The following is a 21,153-nucleotide window of genomic DNA, read 5'->3' as shown; positions in this document are numbered from 1 at the left end:
GATATTATTCGTTCAAATGTTAAGTGGCGCCGCCCTTCGCAGCAATGCTGTAGCACACCACGCATTTACGACTCAGTGGCCGGTGGCATATCACCTTCAACTTCCCGCTGTTTAGCTTCTTTCAGCGCCCGCTCATCGGCCTCCTTCTGTAATTTCGCCGCCTCCTCTTTCGCTTCCCGTGCAGCCTTCTCCTCGGCCGTTTCAGGCGTCACTAAACTCACAATCTGCCAATCGGCTTTGGTTTTGAATTCATGGGAGATGGTATAGATAAAAATCTGGCCGTTGGGGTCTATCGCACAGAGGGGCAGCGCTCTTACACCATAGGTCTCATGATATTTTTCAAGGGTAAAAGCCTCAGATAGCTTTGTGGTTTTCATGGTCGCGCCCTTAGCCACTAAACTGGCCAAGCGCCCGTAAGTTGCGGATTCGGAAAACAGCCCCAACTTTTTCGCATAGGACTCAGACACCTGATGACTGGCTCGACTTTCTTGCTCATTGGCACTCAAGCCCAACACCGAGCCTTTGCCCATGGCGTGCTCGAAATGATAGGTCACCAGTGGGTTGAGCTGCCGGTAGGGCGACATCACCAACACCTGCCCCATGGCGGATAAATCCATGGTGCGGCGGGCATGCTCGGAAATAGGGTTGCCGTAATAGGTAGGAATATTATCCATGCGGGCCTGGCGAATAGAATCCCAGTTGGTATCGGCAATGCGCACCGGAATATTTTTATTCATCAATTCAAGCGCCAACATACGCGAAAATTTACTGCCGCCGAAGATTAAAAAGCCGTTTGGCGCTGGCGCACGCACACCTAGGAAAGTGGCAACATGCACCGAGGTTAAACTCTGCAAAACCACCGTTGCAATAATGACTAAAAACACCATAGGCACTAACAAGTCCGCTTCGGCATAGCCGAGCTCTTCAAGTTTTAAGGCAAAAAGTGCAGATACCGCGGCCGCCACAATACCGCGCGGCGCTATCCAGCTGAGCAAACCTAATTCGCGCCAATTTAAACCCGTGCCAATCGAAGAAACCAAAACGGAAATCGGCCGCGCGATAAAGATAATTGCAATCAGCACCAATATGGCGCCCCAGCCCACCTGAATAATCGAGCCGAAATCTAAGCGTGCAGCGAGCAAAATAAAGAGAGCCGAAATAAGCAGAACGCTTAAGGTTTCTTTGAATTCCAATATGTCGTCAACCTCAACATCCTTCATATTGGCCAACCACATCCCCATCACGGTAACCGTTAACAGGCCAGATTCATGGGCCAACATGTTTGAGCCGGCAAAGGCGCCGAGCATCAAGGTTAAAACCGCCGTGTTTTGTAAATAATGGGGCATCCAATTTTTACGCAACACGAGGCCCATGCCATAACCCATTAACGCACCCAAGCCAAAACCAACTGCCAATACCAAGCCGAAGGTGAGTAAGGTATGGGTCCAAGCATCCTGTACCGCAATAATATATTCGTAAACCAAAACCGCGAGCAAGGCACCGATGGGATCGATAACAATACCTTCCCAGCGTAAAATGTTAGAGACCTTTGCGGTTGGGCGCACAGAGCGCAACATGGGCACAATAACCGTAGGCCCGGTCACGGTTACGATGGCGCCAAATAAAAAAGCCATTTGCCACGACATCCCCAGCGCATAATGCGCAACTGGGGTTGCAACCGCCCAAGTAACAGCGGCACCAACGGTGCATAAATTGCGTACCATGGAGCCGTGACCAGCGAGGTCTTCAAACTTCAGCGTCAAAGCGCCTTCAAATAAAATAATAGCAACAGAGAGCGAAACCAGCGGGAAAAGCAAACTACCGAAGAGTGCGTCTGGATCTAGTACACCAAAGGTTGGGCCGAGCAAAATACCCGTTACTAACAGCGGCAGAATGGCTGGGATTTTGACTTTAAAGGCCAAGTACTGGCAGGTAATCGACAATAGACCCACACCTACAAGTAACACCATCGGGTCAATATTCATTTACGCTTTCCTCGTTAAAATTCTATTGCAACGCACATTTTTTAGTAACGCTGAAAAACTAAAACTACCGCTACGACAGCAAGGTGATGATCGACCGCTGCAATCTCTGTGTGGGCAATACACACAACTTGCCGTCGTCGTCACTTAACACTATGCGCTGAAGATTTTTATGGGTAATCGAGCCTTCGGTCACCTGATCAAGGGTTTCCACCCGCACTTTTTGCCCCACATTAAAGGGCACTAATTCTTCCGACATCGTACTCGGCAATTGATCCTGTGGCTTTTCGTTAAAACGCAACACAGGCTTTTGCAGGATCAAATTATTCGGATAGGTAATAAGTTCGCCGCGGGCGTTGCGGATCAGCACATGAAACAAACTGATATCTTCGATCAGGCCAACCACATCGATATCCTTTTCGACCACCTGCACCCAATCGCCAACGCGGTAGGGAAAACTAAAGAAGATAATGGAGCTCGCCGTGATATTGCTCAGAATCGACCATTGGGCAAAAAAGGCCACGCCAACCACGGCGAAAACGGAACTCAACAGTACCTCAACGTCGCTAAAATCTAAACCAAAGACACCCAGCACCAGTAAACCATAGGCGACAAACAGAACGGTATTGAGCGAGCGCAGGGCAAATGCAACGCCCAACTCACCCACATTTTGCTTTATCGCCAGCTTGCGCAGACCGCGCTCAAATAAATAACGAAACACTAAAAATGCAGCGGTGTAGAGCGACAGCATCACTAAGGTTAAAAACATACTTGGGTCTATTCCTTCAAACATCACGACCTACCCTACCGCCAGCCATACGCCGACCAGCACCATTAAACTGCCAGCAATACGGTTAAGCCATTGGGCACCACCGGCTTTAGCCAAAAAGCGGCTCAGATGCTTACCACCATTGGCATAAAGCAACAAGGAGCAAAACTCGATCGTGACGATAATGACCAGCAATGCCCCGAGTTGAGACCACAAGGGTAGATCATCGCGTAAAAAGGGTGGCAGGAGCGTGACCATGAAAGCCCAACCTTTCGGGTTGCTCACCGCGGTGGTGAAGCCCTGCAACACGAGCGCTAGACGAGTTTGCGGGGCAGCGCCCGGCTGGCTCAAATCCGGCGGCGGTGCGCGCCACAGTTTCCAGCCCAACCACAAGAGATAAGCACCGCCCACATAGCGCAGCACCGTGAAAAGACTTGGGTAATTCAGCATGAGGGCGGCAACGCCAAGCACCGCGGCAATGGCCACAAGGGCAACGCCCGTGAGCTCGCCCGCCATCATCCACAGACTGCGCCTTACGCCTATGGCCATACCAAGGGTCAAGGCCAACGTCATGCACATGCCAGGGGAGATAGAAACCAGAAAAAATATAGGAACGAATAACGCTAAAAGACCGGTGTCCATTGGACCTAGTGGGTAGCTAAGGAACCGGCATTGTGGGCCAAGGCTTTCCCAGCTGTAAAGTAGGAAGGGCAATTAATCGGTATTATTTTCGCCTAGCGGCAAGCTCGATTGGCGCAAGGAAGCGCCGGGCTGGCAGCGCGAGGAAACCGCTGCGCGAGACAAAAGCATACAAATGTACAAAACTGCTCTGCATCCGACCCGCACGAGACTCAAGGCAGGCGTCACAAAAACCAGCTAAACCATTGCTTTTACTTACAAATGTGCCAATCAACTGCCAATTCAAAGCCGCCAGAGACGGGGTTTATTGATCGCTCGCCGGCTTGGGAAAGTTGCCCGAGAAGGGAAATTGAGTCACTTTATCGCCCGTTTTTATCTCTACCACCTTGGCGGAGCCTTCCTTTTCCACTTCGTCGATACGAATGATGCTGTGCATAGGGATATACGAACGTTTCACTTTGGCAAATTCAGTTTTTAGCTTCTCTTCACCCGGATCTACCACAATGGCGGATTTTTCACCGAACACAAATTCTTCGACTTCGATGAAACCGTACATTTCACTTTGGTAGATGGCGCGCGCGTAAACCTCATACACCTGATTTTGGTTGTAGAAGATGACTTTATAGGTAGGACTTAACGACATGACAAACACACTAAAATAGAGACGGCGACAAACCTAAGATACACCCTAAATACGGACGCTAGGACCCTGTCACCTGAAAGGCGCGCAAGGATACCACAAATCCCAGCAATGCCAACTGGGCAAGGGCCTGCTGCCCCGCTATAATGCGCGGCCATTTTTCGATTGTTCAAGTTTTATACAGGTGTTGTCTATGTCCACCACTGAGAAAGCCGTTAAAAAGCTCTATATCAAGACGCACGGCTGCCAGATGAATGAATACGATTCAGCTCGCATGCGCGACCTGCTGGGCGATTCCCATAAAATGGAGACCACAGACAACCCCGAAGAAGCCGACGTATTACTGATCAATACCTGCTCAATTCGGGAAAATGCCCAAGAAAAGCTCTTTCACCAGCTCGGTCGCTGGAAAAACTACAAAGACACGCGCCCCGATATCGTGATTGGCGTCGGCGGCTGCGTGGCCAGCCAAGAAGGCGAGGCTATTAGCAAGCGAGCGCCCTTTGTCGACCTTATTTTCGGCCCGCAAACCTTGCATCGACTGCCCGAGATGATCGAAACCAAGCGCGACTCAGGCGCCGTGGTGGTGGATATCAGCTTCCCTGAAATCGAGAAGTTCGACCGATTGCCGCAGCCGGAGGCCGATGGCGCCACGGCTTTCGTATCGATTATGGAAGGCTGCTCAAAATACTGTACCTTTTGCGTGGTGCCCTATACCCGCGGCGAAGAGGTTTCACGGCCCCTGGCCGACGTCCTCACCGAAGTTGCTCACCTAGCCGCCCAAGGCGTGCGCGAAGTGAACTTGCTGGGCCAAAACGTCAATGCCTATCGCGGCGACACAGCCGACGGTCAGGTTGCAGACTTAGCCGAACTCATTACCTACGTGGCCGCCATCGATGGCATAGACCGGATTCGCTTCACCACCTCCCACCCGGTGGAGTTTTCCGATAGTTTGATTGAGGTATACGGCAAGGTGCCCGAGCTGGTTAGCCATTTACACCTGCCGGTACAGAGCGGCTCAGACCGCATTTTAGCGGCCATGAAGCGCGGCCACACCGCCTTGGAATACAAATCTAAACTGCGTCGGTTGAAGAAAATTCGCCCCGACATCTGCTTCTCGTCCGACTTCATTGTCGGTTTCCCGGGCGAAACCGAGGCCGATTTCGAAGCCACCATGAAGCTGATCACCGACATGAACTTCGACCTGTCGTTCAGCTTTGTGTACAGCCGTCGCCCAGGCACACCGGCCTCCGATCTGCCAGACGATACCCCAGAAGCGCTCAAGAAAGAGCGCCTGCACCGGCTGCAGCATCAAATTAATCAGCAGGCACAAATGATTGCCCGCGCCATGGTGGGCAACACCGAGCGGGTGTTGGTCACCGGTGTATCGAAGAAAGACCCTGGCCAGCTATCGGGCCGGACCGAAAACAATCGCGTGGTCAATTTCCGCTCAGATCAGTCAGAGCTAATCGGCAAATTCGCCGATATCCTGATTGAAGAGGCCTTGTCTAATTCGTTGCGTGGCACCTTAATCAGTTCAGAGCTCGATGATTAATCGATATAAGCAACGCCGTTAATATAAAAAATTAGCTGTTTCGGGTCATTCCACCCATGCCCCCCATGGGGTAATCTGGAATGACACCGACCGCAAAGGAAGACACTGACATTTGAATACTGCCGATACCCACGCTCAAGCCCCGCTTGACGTCAAACCCCAAGACACCTTTTCACTCGAACCCCAAGATCCCGTGCGACTGGCCCAATTATGCGGCCCGATGAACGCGCACCTAAAACAGATAGAGCAACGGCTTAACATCAGCATCCACAACCGAGGTGCGGATTTCGCGCTCGTGGGCGCGGTTCGACCAGCCCGAGCAGCGCGACACATACTGCAAAGCCTGTACGCAGGCTTGAACAACAATCAGGCATTAACAGCAGACGAGGTGCACTTGGCGCTACAGCAATCAGACCTTGAAGCCAACATGGAAGAGGTTAACCACTCGGCCGAGCCTATTACCTTAATTCGCACCGCCAAATGCACGGTGCGCGCACGCGGAGCCAACCAGCAGCGCTACGTCAAAGCCGTGCAAACCCACGATATCAACTTTGGCGTGGGTCCAGCCGGTACCGGCAAAACCTACCTCGCCGTGGCTTGCGCCGTGGAAGCCCTGCTGAAAGACGAAGTCGAGCGCATACTGCTGGTGCGTCCGGCGGTAGAAGCCGGCGAAAAGCTGGGCTTTTTACCCGGCGACTTATCGCAAAAGGTCGACCCCTACCTGCGCCCACTGTACGACGCGCTGTACGAGATGCTCGGTCACGACACGGTGGGCAAGCTCATCGAGCGCAATGTCATCGAAGTGGCACCCCTGGCCTATATGCGCGGGCGCACCCTGAACAACTCCTTCGTGATTTTGGACGAGAGCCAAAATACCACGCGCGAGCAGATGAAAATGTTCCTGACCCGCATCGGTTTCGGCTCCACCGCCATCATTACCGGCGACCCGTCGCAGATAGATCTGCCCAGGGGCCAGCAATCGGGCTTAAAGCACGTGATGGAAGTGCTCGATAAGGTGGCCGGCATTAGCTTCACCTACTTCTTGTCTAAGGACGTAGTGCGCCATCCACTGGTGCAACGCATTGTTGAGGCCTACGAGGACTTCGAGTCAAAACATTCGGATAATCGCCTGTGACCACAGCCCCCATGGATGAGCCGACGGCGATTACCGTCGATGTCGACACCGCCAGTAAAGCACCTAATATCCCAAGCCAAGCCCAGTTCGAGCGCTGGGTTGCGGCTGCTATTGGCGCTCATCAGGCGACAGCCGAAGTTAGCATCATGATCGTGGACGAGGCCCAGGGCCAAAGCCTGAACCATGAGTACCGCGGTAAGAACTACGCCACCAATGTTCTGTCCTTCCCGGCCGAGCTACCGCCCGAGCTAGAGCTACCCCTACTTGGCGATTTAGTGATTTGCGCGCCCGTGGTGGCACGCGAAGCGGCCGAGCAAAATAAGGCTCTCGAGGCCCACTGGGCCCATATGGTGCTGCACGGCACCCTGCATCTGCTCGGTTACGATCACATCGACGACGACGAAGCCGAGGCCATGGAAGCACTCGAAACGCGGATAATTACCGAATTAGGCTACTCTGCCCCCTATGCAGATCGCGAAGTTTAAGTAAAATGACCCCTCTTTTGATGTCTTGGTTGCATGCCGGCCAAGGTTTCGAAACCATTCATTACCACAGGATATTTAAGGCGCCATGAGCGACGAACCACCGAGTAGTCAGAAGCAGCAAGATAGATCTTGGCTGCGTAAACTGATGAGCTCATTTTCTACCGAACCCACCTCCCGCGCCGAATTGCTGACCATTATCAAGGAAGCCGCCGACCGCAACCTGTTCGACCAAGAAGCCCTGCACATTATCGAAGGCGCGCTTGAAGTATCGGATCAACGGGTGCACGACATTCTGGTACCACGCTCCAAAATGGTGGTGGTTCGCATCGAAGAAACACCGGAGCAATTTCTCCCGCGCATTATTGAATCCGGTCACTCGCGCTTTCCCGTGATCGAAGAATCCACCGACAACGTGCGCGGCATCCTACTGGCCAAAGATTTATTACCGCTAGTGCTCAAAGGCAAAGAAAATTTCAGCCTAGAGCAGATGATTCGCCCCGCTAACGTCATCCCAGAGAGTAAGCGCCTCAACATCTTGCTGCGCGAATTCCGCGAGAACCGCTATCACATGGCCATGGTGTTGGATGAGTACGGCGGCATTTCTGGGCTGGTGACTATCGAAGATATTTTGGAAGAAATCGTTGGCGAAATCGAAGATGAGACCGATGAAGAAGATACCGATTCGGATATTCGAAAATTAGAGAACAATGTGTTTATCGTCAAAGCCCTAACCCCGGTGGACGACTTTAACGAATTCTTTTCCTGCGGTTTTCCCGAAGACGACTTTGACACCATTGGCGGTGTCGTACTCAACGCCTTTGGTCATCTAGCCAAGCGCAATGAGTCGGTCACCATCGACGGCTACACCTTTACCGTACTCTACTCAGATAGCCGCAAGTTACATTTACTGCGCGTCAGCACCCCACTGGAAACCTAACGCCATGAACAAGGCCCTGCGCCAAACACCCCTGTTTGCCGCAGCCTTGCTGGCCGGCGCCTGCCAACCGCTGGGCCTGGCGCCGTTTAATTACTGGCCGGTTGCGTTTTTAGGCTTGCTAAGTTTCGCCGCCATCCTTTACTACAAACCAACGCTGGGCTTTTTTCGCACCAGTTTTGCCTATGGCATCGGTCTTTACGGCGTCGGCGTCAGCTGGGTCTTTGTGAGCATTCACACCTACGGTAACGCCTCAGTCTTTTTAGGTGTGCTACTGACAACGCTATTCGTGGTATTTCTCGGCTTTATGTTTGCCCTGCCCTTCTGGTGCTGGCAGCGCTTCGGCAGGCCTTCACCGCAATTATTTCTGCGCGGTTTCCCCGCCCTCTGGGCCTTAAATGAAGCTTACCGCAGCTGGATTTTTACCGGTTTTCCCTGGCTCCATATTGGCTATGGGCATTTGGAAACTCCGCTCGCCGGCTGGGCGCCGGTGCTGGGTATTTTCGGCTTGGGTTTTTTACTGGCCTGTTGCGCCGTGAGTCTACTCGCGTTGATTCAAACCACACTAAAACAACGCCTAGTCGCGGCCAGCCTGTTAATCGGTATCATCGCTATCGGTGGCCTGCTGGCGCAAAAGCAATGGACGCAGGCCGCCGGCCCGATGAAAACCGTGGCCATGGTGCAACCCAACATTCCGCAAGAACACAAATGGGATAGAGATTGGCTAGAGCCAACCTATCAACGACTCGTCGCGCAAAGTGAATCCCTATGGCGCGCCGACTGGTTAATTTGGCCCGAGGCCGCGCTACCCACTGTGTTAAGTGAAGCCCAGCCTTTTATTGCGACCATGGCCGAGCAAGCACAGGCCACGCAAACCGCCCTCGTCACCGGGGTTATCACCGATCAAATCAATAGCGAGAATAAAAACGGCCGGCACTTTTTTGTCTCGCGCTACTTCAATAGCTTGGTCGTTGTCGGGCAAGGCAGTGGCCTGTATCACAAGCAACGCTTGGTACCCTTTGGCGAATACGTGCCACTTGAAGCGCAACTGCGCGGCTTAATCCAATTTTTTAATTTACCTATGTCCGTGCTGCACAAGGGTCCGAGCGAGCAAGCGCCGTTAATGCTAAGCGGCACCCCCATCTGGCCCGCCGTGTGCTATGAAATTGTCTACCCAGATTTAATTGCCAGCGGCGCCCGCCAGGCCCAAGCCATTTTAACGGTGAGTAACGACGCCTGGTTCGGCGAGTCTTTAGCGCCCATTCAACATTTACAAATGGCGCAAATGCGAGCTCTGGAAACCGGCCGCTATGTCATACGCGCGACCAACAACGGCATTTCAGCCATTATCGATGAGCGCGGAAAGATTACGGCGAGCAGCAAACAGTTTGTTCAGGCAACGCTCGAGGGTGAGGTTCAACCGCGCACCGGTAACACGCCCTTTATGTCGAGTGGCAGCGCCCCGATACTCATCATTTGCGGCTTACTTTTGCTTGGCTTGGGCTTAATCAGCCGACGCAAAAAAGCGCCTGCCGCCGAGTAAAAGGGTTATTCAATCACTGTCACCACTTCATCAAAGTTCGCTCTCGTGGTGCGCGCGCTATTGGCTGGTGTTGGGGCGGGATAACCGAAGGAAATACCGGTCAACAAGCCAACATCGTCCGGCATATTGACGAATTGGCGCACTAAGGGCGCGTGATGGGCCAGCGCTCCTTGCACACAGGCACCCAAACCGGCGGCATGCATCGCCAACACTAAAGACTGCACATAAATCCCCACATCGAGCGCATTGTTGTAGCCAAACGCCTTGTTCATGCCGATAAACAGCACCTGCGGCGCATCGAAGAACGCGTAGTTGCGCAACATGGCGTCCAAGCGCGCCGGCTTATCCGTGCGCTCTATCCCCATGGCGTCGTACAAGGCGCGCGCGCAGTCTATTTGGCGCTCGCGATACAAGCCGGAAAAATTTTCCACGGAGGTAAAATCCTGCGGATATATCTCACCCTGACTGACCGCCGTTACCAACTGCTGACGCAAACGCTCACAGGCCTCGCCTCGCACTAGCCAAACCCGCCAAGGTTGCGAGTTACAATTAGACGGCGCCTGCTGCGCCGCGGTAAAGATAGCCTTAATCAAGCCATGCTCGACAAGCTCCGGGGTAAAGGCGCGCACCGAGTGGCGCTCGGCCAGCCATTGACGGTACTGATCGAGAGAAATGCTCATAGACTTGATAACTTTTTAAGAAAATGAAGATTAACGGTTGTGAGAGCCGTCGCAAAAAGGGGCTTGCGAGGTCGACTTGCAGCCGCAGAAAAACAGCTTCTCCGACTTTTGCGCGACAAAGGGCAGGGGCGAAAAGCCAGATCCCTTGTGGCTACCATCGCAAAAGGGTTGGCTTTTGCTGCGCCCACAGCTGCACCAAAAATAACTCTGGCCAGCCACGACGTCGATAACGAAAGGTACATCAGAGGCTCTATGTGCTTGTGTCATAACGGTTTCCTCCTATTTTAAACGGCTCAATAAAGAGACTGTTAAAACAGCTTAAACCGCGGGCGCCAAATTGCGAAGTTTAGCGTAGGAAACCGGTACCACCTTGCCTTCATTCAAAAACCGGCGAATAGCCAAATCTTCAATGTTGGGCGTCATCATGGAAAAGGTGTAATGACTGATTTTTTGACCGGCCTGCCAGCCGAGTTGAAAGCAGCCAAATACACTGCCCTGATGGGGCATATAAATGTGACGATAAAAGCTGGTGGCCTCTTGCGGCAATTCCAACCGAGCAACCAACTGGCCAATAAAGGTAGCGGCGTTGCGAGCTAGGGTCGGCGCTGTGGGTACATCGGCCATGAATAAGGCGTAGCGGCCGTTGTGCTGGTAGAGTCGAATGTGTAATTGTACCGCCTTGCCGTCTTTATCGATTAATTCGACATTGGATAGGCTGGGTAGCAGGTTTGGCTTCATGGTAAAACTCCGCGATTAAACGTTTGGACTCACATCTAAAAACACTCATGCGCTACCCTGCACTAAGAGCATCCTCGCCAACATTCCGTTTAGGCGGCAGCAGCGGTTAGGCTACTTAATAATCCGTTGATATATTTATGGTGACCGGCCTTACTGATAGCGATGGCCTTCGCTTCTAACGGACAAGAGCCTACCCAGTTAAACCGCCAACGCCATAAACACTCGCGGTCTTCGAATTCGCGCCATTCCACTAAGTGCAATCGCTCGCTGTTGCTCTCGCACAGGACTAGCAATTGACGCGCAAAATACTCGATATTCTTACTCAAGCGGCGCGCGGCGACGCTATCTTTTGAGCGAATAACGACCAAATCGGTGCTGGCATCGCCGTGCAGCAAAATCTCTGCTTCAACCGGTTGCCCCAGGCGATTCTCTAACATCACGGGGGTGAACTCACTGTTTTTACTAAACATAGGACCCTGGGATACTTACTTATAGTTATAATTTTTAATGTTTTTATAACAAGCAAAAGTGCACCAAATTGGCCACCCCTGAATGTTCGCGCAGTCTACCATAGAGCAAATAGGAGCCAAGGGCTTTTCCTCTTATTCCAAAAGACGAGGTATTTTCGTTTCGAAATGTGACAAGAAGATGTTACTTGAAGGCACAAGGGCTTAATTTTTAACCACTGGCGGGGCATTAAGTACAACACAGTCTCGGGCGAACGCCGGAGCAGCTGATGTTATACCGCCCGCGTTTGATTGCGGCCGTTTTCTTTCGCCTCGTACAGAGCCGAATCCGCGCCCGCCACCAGCGCCTGCCAATCGCCATCTCCGGACGCCAAACCCGCGCTGACCGTTAAATGCCCAAGCGGGCTATCTTGGTGCTCGAGCTGTAATTGACTTACGGCTTCGCGCGCCCGTTCCGCGGCCTGCAAAGCGCCGGCCTGATCGGTGTCGGGCAAGACTAAAATCAGCTCTTCGCCTCCATAGCGGTACAACCTATCGCCCTGACGCAAGCTGTCGCCAATGGCCTTGGCTACCGCGCGCAAGGCCTGGTCACCGAGCTGATGACCATAGTGGTCGTTGTAGCGCTTAAACCAATCCACATCCAGCAGCACCAACCCATAGGGTGATTGCGTGCGCTGCGCCTTAGCCTGTACATGCTTTAGGTCACCTTCCATGGCGCGGCGATTGCCGATGGACATAAGCGGATCAATCAAACTCAAAGCCATTAAACGCTTGTTGTCGCTCACCAAGTCCAGCTGGCGCTCAAGAATATGTGAATAGGCGCGCACCAAATCCGTTTGGGTTACCACGCCGACCAACTCGCCAGAGGTATTGACCACCGGTAAATGGCGAATGCCCTGCCGGACACTCACGTCGAGCACCGTTTGTAACCCGTCATCCTCTTGTACGGTGATCGCCGGCGCGGACATCAATTGACGCACACAGCCGAGGTTTCTTACGTTAAGCTGCTCGGCACTCACGAGGTTATCGAAATGCACAACCAAGTCGCGCTCGGTCAAAATGCCTTCCAATCCAGCCGGCGTCTGCACCACCAAGCAAGACAGCTTATGCGCCCTCAGGGTATTCAAGGCAACAGCAATGGACTCCTCGGGGGCAACACAGATAACCCGGCGCGACATCAACTGCGCCACCGGTACATCGTTCAACTGTGTCATGCGTTAATGATTCCTCGGTTGGCGCTGAAATACGTCGCACTGGCAATTCTGGCAGGGTTGCAGCGTGACTAGGCCGGTGACTTTGGTGCCGGCGCCGCAGTCTAGGCAGCGCAAGGACTCATTCTCAGCCACTTCGCCGGCCATTAACACCTGGTCGCCATGGCCCATTAAATGCGCCAGCCGATACCAATCAATGGCGGTGGGGTCGGCCGCATCCAGTAGCCACTGGGCAGTGCGAGATTCCAGCAGCTTAATTTCCGAGCCCAGCTCCATCAAATAGCTCTGCGCCTTGGCGGCATCATCTTTGATGTAGGCTTTAACCAATAAGGTTTCGTCCTCGAGCATTTGCTCGGCCGCCAGCTCCAGCTTGATAAAACTACCCAACTCCGCCTCTACCGCGTCGCTCAGCGTCTCGGCCAATTTGGCATCCGCAGTTGCGCCCACAGGGCTATCGTGTGTTTGCTCTACCATTGTTTGCACCTCCAACCTCTACCTGTACAAAACTCGGCCACAAATCAAGGGCTTATTCCCGAAGATCTGGCCGCCGACGTACCATTCTGGTGGGCTTAGCTCTATAATTGCCCGCTTTGCGCAGCCCATTGCTGCACCCACCATTAGTAAGTATAGGCTCATCGTGACAACTAACCTGCCGCTATCCGAACACTATCATCCAGACCAGATAGAAACTGCCGCCCAAGCCTTTTGGGACGAGCGCAAAAGCTTCAACGTTAAAGAGGATGCTAAGCGCGAAAAGTTCTACTGCCTGTCGATGTTTCCCTACCCAAGCGGCAAGCTACACATGGGCCACGTGCGCAACTACACCATCAGCGATGTGATTGCGCGCTATCAGCGTATGCAAGGCAAGAACGTGCTGCACCCCATGGGTTGGGATGCCTTCGGTCTGCCGGCGGAAAATGCCGCCATCAAACACAACACCGCACCGGCGGCCTGGACCTACTCCAACACCGATTACATGCGCGGCCAGTTGCAGCGCTTGGGTTTCGGCTTCGACTGGAGCCGCGAGGTGACCACCTGCAAGCCCGACTACTACCGCTGGGAGCAATGGTTCTTCACCCGCTTAATCGAAAAGGGCTTGGCCTATAAAAAAGTCTCCTCGGTTAACTGGTGCCCGAATGACATGACGGTATTGGCCAACGAACAAGTGATCGACGGCTGCTGCTGGCGCTGCGATAGCAAAGTCGAGCGCAAAGAAATCCCTCAGTGGTTTATCAAAATCACCCGCTACGCCGAGCAATTACTCAACGATTTAGATCAGCTGGACGAGTGGCCCGAGCAAGTGCGCACCATGCAGCGCAACTGGATTGGCCGCAGTCAGGGCGTCGATATGACCTTCGCCTTGGAACATGCGGTGGGCGATTACCAAAGCTTCGACGTCTACACCACTCGCCCCGATACCTTAATGGGCGTTACCTATGTGAGCCTCGCCGCCGAGCACCCGATTAGCAAAAAGATTGCCGAAACCAACACAGGCCTCGCCGCCTTTATCGCCGAGTGCAAGGTGCAATCGGTATCCGAAGCCGACATGGCCACCATGGAAAAGAAAGGTTTCGACACCGGTATTAAAGCCCTGCACCCGCTAACGGGCGAGCCTGTACCTGTGTGGGTGGCCAACTATGTGCTGATGGATTACGGCTCGGGTGCGGTGATGGCCGTGCCGGCGCACGATCAGCGCGACTTCGAATTCGCGCAAAAATATTCCCTGCCTATCAGCCAGGTGATTGCCGGCGAAGGCGATATCAGCAAGGCCGCCATCACCGAAAAAGGCAAGCTAATCAATTCGGGCGATTTCGATGGGCTGGATTTCCAAGCCGCCTTCGACGCCATCGCCGCCAAGCTCAGCGCCGAAGGCAAAGGCAAAATCACCACCAACTTCCGCCTGCGCGATTGGGGCGTTAGCCGCCAGCGCTACTGGGGTTCGCCCATCCCTGTTTTGTATTTAAAAGACGGCCAAGAAATTCCCGTGCCGGCCTCGCGCCTGCCCGTTTTGTTGCCGGAAGACGTCACCATGGACGGCGTGCACTCGCCCATCAAACAAGATGCCGAATGGCGCAAAACCGAGATTAATGGCCAAGAAGCGGAACACGAAACCGACACCTTCGACACCTTTATGGAGTCGAGCTGGTACTACGCGCGCTACACCTGCGCCAACTTCGAAGGCGGCATGATCGACAAGGCTGCAGCAGATTATTGGCTACCGGTGGATCAATACGTGGGCGGTATCGAACACGCGATTTTGCATTTGTTGTACGCGCGCTTTTTCCACAAATTAATGCGCGACGAAGGTTTAGTGAGTGGCGACGAACCCTTTAAGCGATTGCTGTGCCAGGGCATGGTGCTAAAAGACGGCACCAAAATGTCCAAGTCCAAGGGCAACACCGTCGATCCACAAGAGTTGATCGATTTATACGGCGCCGATACCGTGCGTTTATTTACCATGTTCGCCGCACCGCCAGAGCAATCGCTCGAGTGGAACGACGCCGGCGTTGAAGGCGGCCACCGCTTCCTGCGCAAATTGTGGAAGGCAGTACACAGCCATTTAGAAGCCGGTGTTGCACCCGCGCTGGACGCTGCGAACTTAACCGGCCCACAAAAAGATTTGCGTCGCAAAACCCACGAAACCATCGCCAAAGTGAGCGATGATTTCGGCCGCCGGCAAACCTTCAACACCGCCATTGCCGCGGTGATGGAATTATTGAATGAAGTGAGCCGGTTTGCGCGCAAGGCCGATCAAGACTTAAGCGTTGAGCGCGAAGCCTTAGTCGCCGCCGTGCAACTGCTGGCACCCATCGTGCCGCACATTTCGCACACTTTGTGGCAAGCGCTGGGCAATGGCGACAACCTACTCGATGCCGGCTGGCCTAGCGTTGATGAAAGCGCGCTAGTAAAAAGCGAACTGGAATTGGTGGTGCAAATCAACGGCAAGGTGCGCGCCAAGCTGATAGTTGCCGCCGATGCCGATAGCGACAGCATCATCGCCATGGCCAAGGCCAATGAAAACGTACAAAAGTTTTTAGAGGGCGTAGAGATTAAAATGTGTAAAGTGATTCCAGGCAAACTGGTCACCTTCGCGGTTAAATAGCTCTAAACGCCATTAAAGCCCTGAACGCGGTTGGGGCGAGAGCGCACTTGACTCTCGCCCAAGAAACCAAGCAATGCATACTTCGAGAAGATAACAATATATGACACGATTCATAGCAATACTCGCCGCCATGTTAGTGTTATCCAGTTGCGGTTGGCATCTGCGTGGTGCACTCGATTTACCCGCTGACCTCAACAGCATCTATGTCACAGGTGCTAGCCAGTCGCTGCGCTCGGCCATCGACAAACAGCTCAGTGCCAACAACATTGCCTTGGCCGCGAACGCGAGCGACGCCCAATATATTTTGGCCATTTCGAACGAAGACACCAAGCAACGCACGGCCGCTTTAGGTAGCGACGCCTTGGCGGCCGAGTACGAATACACCTCGTCGGCCAACTTCGAACTGCGCCGCACCGACGGCACAGTTCTAGGTGCGGCGGATAATGTCCAAGTTGTGCGCTCTGTTAACTTCGATGCTACCCAAGTTCTCGGTGCGGCCAATGAAAGCCAATTAGTCAAAGACGAAATGACCCGTGAATTGGCTAGCCAATTGATCCGACGCATGAGTTTTTTAGCCAAACAAAACGCGCAACAAGATGATTCGCAACATAACAGCCAAACCAGCACCGCGAACTAATTACCCGCATGGCTAAATTACGCCCCGAACAACTCAGCGCCGCGCTAAAAAAGCAGCTACTGCCGGTTTACGTGATCAGCGGCGACGAGCACCTGCTAGTTCAGGAAGCTTGCGACACTATTCGCGCTCAAGCCCGTAGCAACGGCTTTACCGAGCGCGAGCGCTACCACGCCGACAACAACTTCGAATGGCATCAACTCAGCAATGCCGCCGCCAGCATGAGCCTGTTTGCCGAAAAGAAAATTATCGAACTGCACATCACCAACGGCAAACCCGGCATTGAGGGCGGCAAGGCGCTGCAGGAATACGCCCAGCGCCCGCCGGAAGATAATTTGCTATTAGTCGTGTTACCAAAGCTCGATCGCAACGGTCAAAAGGCAAAATGGTTTGGCGCTTTGGAAACGGCCGGCGCCTTCGTGCAAATTTGGCCTGTTGGTGCCGCACAATTGCCGCAGTGGCTAGATCAACGCTTGCGCCAAGCCGGCCTCAATGCCGATCGCGCCGCCATTGAAATGCTTGCCACACGGGTTGAGGGCAACCTCCTCGCCGCTGCACAAGAAATTGAAAAGTTAAAGCTCATCGCACCCGATGGCCAAGTCAGTGCACAACTGCTGGCTAACGTGGTAGCCAACAGTGCCCGCTACGATGTATTTGGCTTGGTGGATAAAGCGCTGATGGGCGACACCCATGGCGCCGTGCGCAACCTTCAAGGTTTAAAAGGTGAAGGCACTGAACCCTTGGCCATTTTATGGGCACTGGCCAGAGAAATTCGCACCCTCATTCAAGTGGCCTACGACACCCAAAGCGGCAGTAATTTTGATTGGGCGGCGAAACAAGCAGGGGTTTGGGAAAATCGAAAGGGCTTAGTGAAAGCGGCGCTAGGAAGATTAAGAGCCCCAGAATTAGACGCCTTATTGCGCAAGGCCAACGGCGTCGATCGCGCCGTTAAAGGCATGCGCGACGCCGAACCCTGGGACGAACTATTGGATTTAATTTTACATCTATCCGGTGTGCGCAGCCTATCACCGGCCAACACCCGCATGAGTTTAAGTCTTTAAAAGCGCAAAGCGTTTTAGGAAAGCGAGTCAACAGTTTACAGCTGACAGGAAAAGCAATCTCTCCGCGCGCAACATTTGCGTTCTTGCTCTTGCCTTCCCTGTAGGCTGTCAACTGTAAACTCTTTTCCTGTTTACCGACCCTCACGTCTTGCAATTTATTCGTCCACACAATCGACAACGAACCGTTTGATTTCATCCAGCACGCTTTAAGAACAACTAGTTAACAATTTACACTGAAGGCAAGTCACTAAACTTAACCTTTGCGCTCTTCCTGTTAGCTGTAAACTGTAAACTCCTTTTCCTATTTAACCCTTCACAAAAACCAAAATAAATCGATTAGTTTGGCCTCGGACACTTTTATCAAATACGCTCGCCTCGAGTGAGTCGGTGGCATTGGCTAACAACGCGCTCTGCTCGGCCAAACGAAAACCTCGCGCCTCTAGGGTTTGAATGACAAAGTCCTTTTCAATGCGGTGCAAATCTTGCGCTGCTGCCGCACCGGTGCCGGCTTTTGCGGCGTGGTCGACAATAATTAACCGACCACCATCCACCAAGGCTGCGTGCAACTGGGCGATAAAGGCATCGCTATCGATGGCAGGCCAAGACTCGGCATCAACAAAATACAAATCGTGAAAAGACATGCCCATATAGATCACATTTTGACTGGCTTCCGCCAAACCGAGATCCGTGACTTCGCGATCGTATAAGGCGATCTGAGGTAAGGGCTTATCCTGAAAACGCAAATGCACATTGGGGCCGACAAACTTTTTATAGGCTTCGTTGTTATGTACCAGCACTTGGCCTGACTGCCCCACTGCTGCGGCAAACACTTCGCTCCAGTAACCACCGCCGGCGAACACATCGACCACCTTATCGCCCTTCGACACATTAAAAAAAGCGATAAGCTCGGCGGTCTTATCGCGTTGATCCCTTGCGCGATCCGCTTCGGAGCGATCTGGGCTGGACAACAGCTTTTGCACCGCTGATGCATCGGCGAAAGACGAAGCCGAAAATAGCAGGGATACAACTAGCCCTAGGGCCACAACCGCAGTTTGGATACGAGGCAGGCTTTTCACATCACTCTCCTTATTCTATGTTTTATGATGATTCAATTTTTATGATGCAGAAAATCGGACAAAATTAGCGTCAAACAGAGCCAATACCTAGGATTACGCGACCAAACCCAGTTCAATTGCGCCGGATCGACGTTAAATCACGTTAACGCGAAGCCGAACCCCAGCTATCGCGATAAAAGTGGCATCTAGGTGACACGCAAAGTGACATGCGATAAATTTGCCAAACCAAGAAACGGTCTTAATTCACCATGAAAAAATATATCGCTAGCTGCCACTGTGGCGCCGTTAGAGCTGAAGCCCTATTACCCGACAGCATTCAAGCACAAGATTGTAATTGCTCTATGTGCAACAAGTTGGGGTTCATACACGTTATCGTGCCAGCCGAACGATTTAGCTTATTGCAAGGCAAGGATGATATTACAACCTATACCTTCAACACCGCCGTTGCGAAGCACACCTTCTGCAAGCACTGCGGAGTAAAAGCCTTTTACACACCGCGCTCAAACCCAAACGGATTCAGCATAAACCTACGCTGCCTAGAAACAACACCGCCGAGCGTAACGATAGAGGCCTTCGACGGGCAAAACTGGGAACAACACGCCGAGAGTTTGAAGCACTTAGGCTAAATACAGACCAACACACATTAAGGTTTATTTCTCGGATGAGCCGTGGCGTGCAAGCTCACTAAACGCGCCATAATAATGGCAATGTAAAACTGCCCGATCATCGCCTCCACCGCCGCCCAGCTTTGTGCCACTTTGTGGGTGGGAACGATATCGCCATAACCCAGGGTAGAAAGGGTTACGAAACTATAATAGGTAAACACGCCCATCATTTGCTCTTCGACCTTTAGCGATGAAGCACTATTGAATAAAAACGCGCCATCATAAAACAGATTGATGTTGGAAAATATCGCCGCCCAGATCAAGCCGATCAATAGGTAAAGGCACATAGAAGCATAGATAATATTGGCGTTCACGTTTTTGCTGAGCAAAATAATGCGCAGTAAGTGGTAACTAATAAAACCCAGAAAGGCGATGGTAGTTAAATTGTCGACATAAAAAGCGATTCGATTATGACCGCTAAAGTGATCCACCCACAAGGTTGCCAAGGTCGGCAGCATGAGGATCATGGCAAACAACCAGATACGCTTTTGTTCCACAATTACGTAAACAGCAGAAATCAGCACAGTGGTGAAAATAAGTTTCCAAATCAAGGCGAAAAGCTCGTGGCCTTCGAAGTAGGGTGGAATTAGCAAAGTACCAAACAAACTTAACAGTAACAGCGGGAAACGATATTCACCTGTCTCTTTATGGGCTACCAAACTCATCTATGCCACCTTATTTTTGTGCGCCACTTACTTGCCGACATATACACTATTAATCTTCGTCAACTTCAATAACCGGAACCACCGCGCCCTGCGCCACCCAAAGATTAGCCGCCATCTGTCGCGCAATGCGCCGGTAAGTTTGACTAATATCGGACTCCGGGTCGGCCACAACACTGGGCACGCCCACATCCACCTGCTCGCGAATGGATAAGTCCAGCGGCAGCGATCCCAGTAGCGTGGTTTGATAATCGCGCGCGATGCGCTCGCCGCCACCCTCGCCAAAAATATGCTCTTCGTGGCCGCAGTTCGAACAAATATGGGTCGCCATATTTTCCACCACACCGAGCACCGGTACATTCACTTTGCGAAACATCTCTATGCCTTTTTTGGCGTCGAGCAAGGCGATATCTTGCGGTGTGGTCACAATCACCGAGCCAGTCACCGGCACCGATTGCGCCAGGGTTAATTGAATGTCGCCAGTGCCCGGCGGCATATCGATTAGCAGATAATCTAAATCCTGCCAAATGGTTAAGCCTAACAACTGTTGAAGCGCGCCGCTGACCATGGGGCCGCGCCAAATCATCGGGGTTTGTTCGGTCACCAAAAAGCCCATGGAGTTAACTTGTACACCGTGCGCAGTAATGGGCTCCATATGTTTTTGGCCGCGAATTTGCGGCCGCACATTGCCCACACCCAACATTTGCGGCTGACTGGGACCGTAGATATCGGCATCCAAAATGCCCACCGTGGCGCCCTCAGCCACCAAGGCCAGCGCGAGGTTGACGGTGGTGGTGGATTTACCCACGCCGCCCTTACCCGAGGCAACGGCGACGATATTAGCCACACCGGGTAGCGGCTCTTTTTGATTGGCCGTGGGCTTAGGTTTAATCAACCAACCCACATCTGTGGTCACCGTGGCGACGTCATCTACGGTAGAAACCGCCACACACACCAGTTCTTCAATCTGTGCCTTCAAGCTCAACGCTGGATAGCCCAGAATCACATGCACTTTAACGTCGGCACCGGTAACTTCGACTCCAGCAATAGCCCCTAAAGCCTCTAGATTTTGCCCCGTGCAGGGGTCTTTGACGAAACTGAGCGCTTTGTGGATCGCGGCTACATCTGGGCTAGAACTGGCGCTGGACATTGTCATACCTCGAAATTTGCGCGC

At 52.7% G+C, this 21,153-nt stretch carries 22 protein-coding genes; 9 read left to right on the top strand and 13 right to left on the bottom strand.

Annotated elements, in window-relative coordinates; translation table 11 throughout:
- Positions 1 to 65 precede the first annotated feature (65 nt).
- The 4 genes from QWY82_RS08680 to QWY82_RS08665 form a co-directional block, all read right to left on the bottom strand.
- Complete coding sequence (locus QWY82_RS08680) at positions 66 to 1,985, bottom strand: cation:proton antiporter (RefSeq protein WP_290261408.1); 1,920 nt, start codon at positions 1,983 to 1,985, stop codon at positions 66 to 68.
- Between the two features lie 70 nt (positions 1,986 to 2,055).
- Positions 2,056 to 2,775, bottom strand: coding sequence for a mechanosensitive ion channel family protein (locus tag QWY82_RS08675; RefSeq protein WP_290263499.1), 720 nt, complete (start codon positions 2,773 to 2,775; stop codon positions 2,056 to 2,058).
- A gap of 6 nt (positions 2,776 to 2,781) precedes the next feature.
- Positions 2,782 to 3,393, bottom strand: coding sequence for a LysE family translocator (locus tag QWY82_RS08670; protein ID WP_290261406.1), 612 nt, complete (start codon positions 3,391 to 3,393; stop codon positions 2,782 to 2,784).
- Positions 3,394 to 3,694: 301 nt separating this feature from the next.
- On the bottom strand, positions 3,695 to 4,033 hold the full coding sequence (locus QWY82_RS08665; RefSeq protein ID WP_290261405.1) for a DUF1820 family protein: 339 nt from the start codon (positions 4,031 to 4,033) through the stop codon (positions 3,695 to 3,697).
- Positions 4,034 to 4,223: 190 nt separating this feature from the next.
- Between QWY82_RS08665 and miaB the strand changes: the two genes are divergently transcribed.
- From miaB to lnt, 5 genes are all read left to right on the top strand, one after another.
- A complete protein-coding gene (gene miaB, locus QWY82_RS08660) occupies positions 4,224 to 5,585 on the top strand; it encodes a tRNA (N6-isopentenyl adenosine(37)-C2)-methylthiotransferase MiaB (RefSeq protein ID WP_290261404.1) in 1,362 nt (453 codons plus the stop codon).
- A gap of 112 nt (positions 5,586 to 5,697) precedes the next feature.
- Positions 5,698 to 6,720 carry a PhoH family protein gene (locus QWY82_RS08655; protein WP_290261403.1) on the top strand — a complete coding sequence of 341 codons (1,023 nt, stop codon included), beginning with the start codon at positions 5,698 to 5,700 and terminating at the stop codon, positions 6,718 to 6,720.
- An 11-nt stretch (positions 6,721 to 6,731) separates the two neighbouring features.
- A complete protein-coding gene (gene ybeY, locus QWY82_RS08650) occupies positions 6,732 to 7,205 on the top strand; it encodes an rRNA maturation RNase YbeY (protein WP_380736336.1) in 474 nt (157 codons plus the stop codon).
- An 85-nt stretch (positions 7,206 to 7,290) separates the two neighbouring features.
- A complete protein-coding gene (locus QWY82_RS08645; RefSeq protein WP_290261399.1) occupies positions 7,291 to 8,142 on the top strand; it encodes a CorC family transporter in 852 nt (283 codons plus the stop codon).
- Positions 8,143 to 8,146: 4 nt separating this feature from the next.
- Positions 8,147 to 9,682: an apolipoprotein N-acyltransferase gene (lnt, locus tag QWY82_RS08640; RefSeq protein ID WP_290261397.1), complete on the top strand. Its 1,536-nt coding sequence runs from the start codon at positions 8,147 to 8,149 to the stop codon at positions 9,680 to 9,682.
- Positions 9,683 to 9,687: 5 nt separating this feature from the next.
- On the opposite strand, the gene QWY82_RS08635 is transcribed toward lnt, so the two are convergent.
- The 6 genes from QWY82_RS08635 to QWY82_RS08610 all read right to left on the bottom strand — a co-directional run bounded on the left by QWY82_RS08635 (position 9,688) and on the right by QWY82_RS08610 (position 13,252).
- On the bottom strand, positions 9,688 to 10,362 hold the full coding sequence (locus tag QWY82_RS08635) for a nitroreductase (protein ID WP_290261395.1): 675 nt from the start codon (positions 10,360 to 10,362) through the stop codon (positions 9,688 to 9,690).
- Between the two features lie 30 nt (positions 10,363 to 10,392).
- Positions 10,393 to 10,629, bottom strand: coding sequence for a CDGSH iron-sulfur domain-containing protein (locus QWY82_RS08630; RefSeq protein WP_290261393.1), 237 nt, complete (start codon positions 10,627 to 10,629; stop codon positions 10,393 to 10,395).
- 51 nt (positions 10,630 to 10,680) lie between these two features.
- Positions 10,681 to 11,100, bottom strand: a complete 420-nt coding sequence (locus tag QWY82_RS08625; RefSeq protein ID WP_290261391.1) for a hypothetical protein — start codon at positions 11,098 to 11,100, stop codon at positions 10,681 to 10,683.
- 89 nt (positions 11,101 to 11,189) lie between these two features.
- Entirely contained in the window at positions 11,190 to 11,570 is a 381-nt protein-coding gene (locus QWY82_RS08620; RefSeq protein ID WP_290261389.1) for a hypothetical protein, read from the bottom strand.
- Between the two features lie 269 nt (positions 11,571 to 11,839).
- Positions 11,840 to 12,781, bottom strand: a complete 942-nt coding sequence (locus QWY82_RS08615) for a GGDEF domain-containing protein (protein ID WP_290261387.1) — start codon at positions 12,779 to 12,781, stop codon at positions 11,840 to 11,842.
- A gap of 3 nt (positions 12,782 to 12,784) precedes the next feature.
- Positions 12,785 to 13,252, bottom strand: a complete 468-nt coding sequence (locus QWY82_RS08610) for a zinc ribbon-containing protein (RefSeq protein WP_290261385.1) — start codon at positions 13,250 to 13,252, stop codon at positions 12,785 to 12,787.
- A 163-nt stretch (positions 13,253 to 13,415) separates the two neighbouring features.
- On the opposite strand from QWY82_RS08610, the gene leuS reads away from it, so the two are divergent.
- From leuS to holA, 3 genes are all read left to right on the top strand, one after another.
- Positions 13,416 to 15,881 carry a leucine--tRNA ligase gene (leuS, locus tag QWY82_RS08605; protein ID WP_290261383.1) on the top strand — a complete coding sequence of 822 codons (2,466 nt, stop codon included), beginning with the start codon at positions 13,416 to 13,418 and terminating at the stop codon, positions 15,879 to 15,881.
- 100 nt (positions 15,882 to 15,981) lie between these two features.
- Positions 15,982 to 16,518 (top strand): LPS-assembly lipoprotein LptE, encoded by a 537-nt coding sequence (locus QWY82_RS08600; RefSeq protein ID WP_290261381.1) that lies wholly within the window; start codon positions 15,982 to 15,984, stop codon positions 16,516 to 16,518.
- A gap of 8 nt (positions 16,519 to 16,526) precedes the next feature.
- Positions 16,527 to 17,576 (top strand): DNA polymerase III subunit delta, encoded by a 1,050-nt coding sequence (gene holA, locus QWY82_RS08595; RefSeq protein ID WP_290261379.1) that lies wholly within the window; start codon positions 16,527 to 16,529, stop codon positions 17,574 to 17,576.
- A gap of 305 nt (positions 17,577 to 17,881) precedes the next feature.
- Here the strand turns inward: holA and QWY82_RS08590 are convergent, their stop codons facing one another.
- Positions 17,882 to 18,652 (bottom strand): hypothetical protein, encoded by a 771-nt coding sequence (locus QWY82_RS08590; protein ID WP_290261377.1) that lies wholly within the window; start codon positions 18,650 to 18,652, stop codon positions 17,882 to 17,884.
- Between the two features lie 248 nt (positions 18,653 to 18,900).
- On the opposite strand from QWY82_RS08590, the gene QWY82_RS08585 reads away from it, so the two are divergent.
- Positions 18,901 to 19,278: a GFA family protein gene (locus tag QWY82_RS08585; protein WP_290261375.1), complete on the top strand. Its 378-nt coding sequence runs from the start codon at positions 18,901 to 18,903 to the stop codon at positions 19,276 to 19,278.
- A gap of 17 nt (positions 19,279 to 19,295) precedes the next feature.
- Here the strand turns inward: QWY82_RS08585 and QWY82_RS08580 are convergent, their stop codons facing one another.
- Positions 19,296 to 19,982, bottom strand: a complete 687-nt coding sequence (locus QWY82_RS08580) for a potassium channel family protein (RefSeq protein ID WP_290261373.1) — start codon at positions 19,980 to 19,982, stop codon at positions 19,296 to 19,298.
- Positions 19,983 to 20,031: 49 nt separating this feature from the next.
- Positions 20,032 to 21,129, bottom strand: coding sequence for an iron-sulfur cluster carrier protein ApbC (gene apbC / locus QWY82_RS08575; RefSeq protein WP_290261371.1), 1,098 nt, complete (start codon positions 21,127 to 21,129; stop codon positions 20,032 to 20,034).
- Between the last annotated feature and the right edge of the window lie 24 nt (positions 21,130 to 21,153).

Origin of the sequence: Simiduia curdlanivorans, from assembly GCF_030409605.1 — a bacterium.
Lineage (GTDB): Bacteria > Pseudomonadota > Gammaproteobacteria > Pseudomonadales > Cellvibrionaceae > Simiduia > Simiduia curdlanivorans.
The sequence above is the reverse complement of the archived record's forward strand: the minus strand, read 5'-3'. Positions and strand labels throughout refer to the sequence as shown.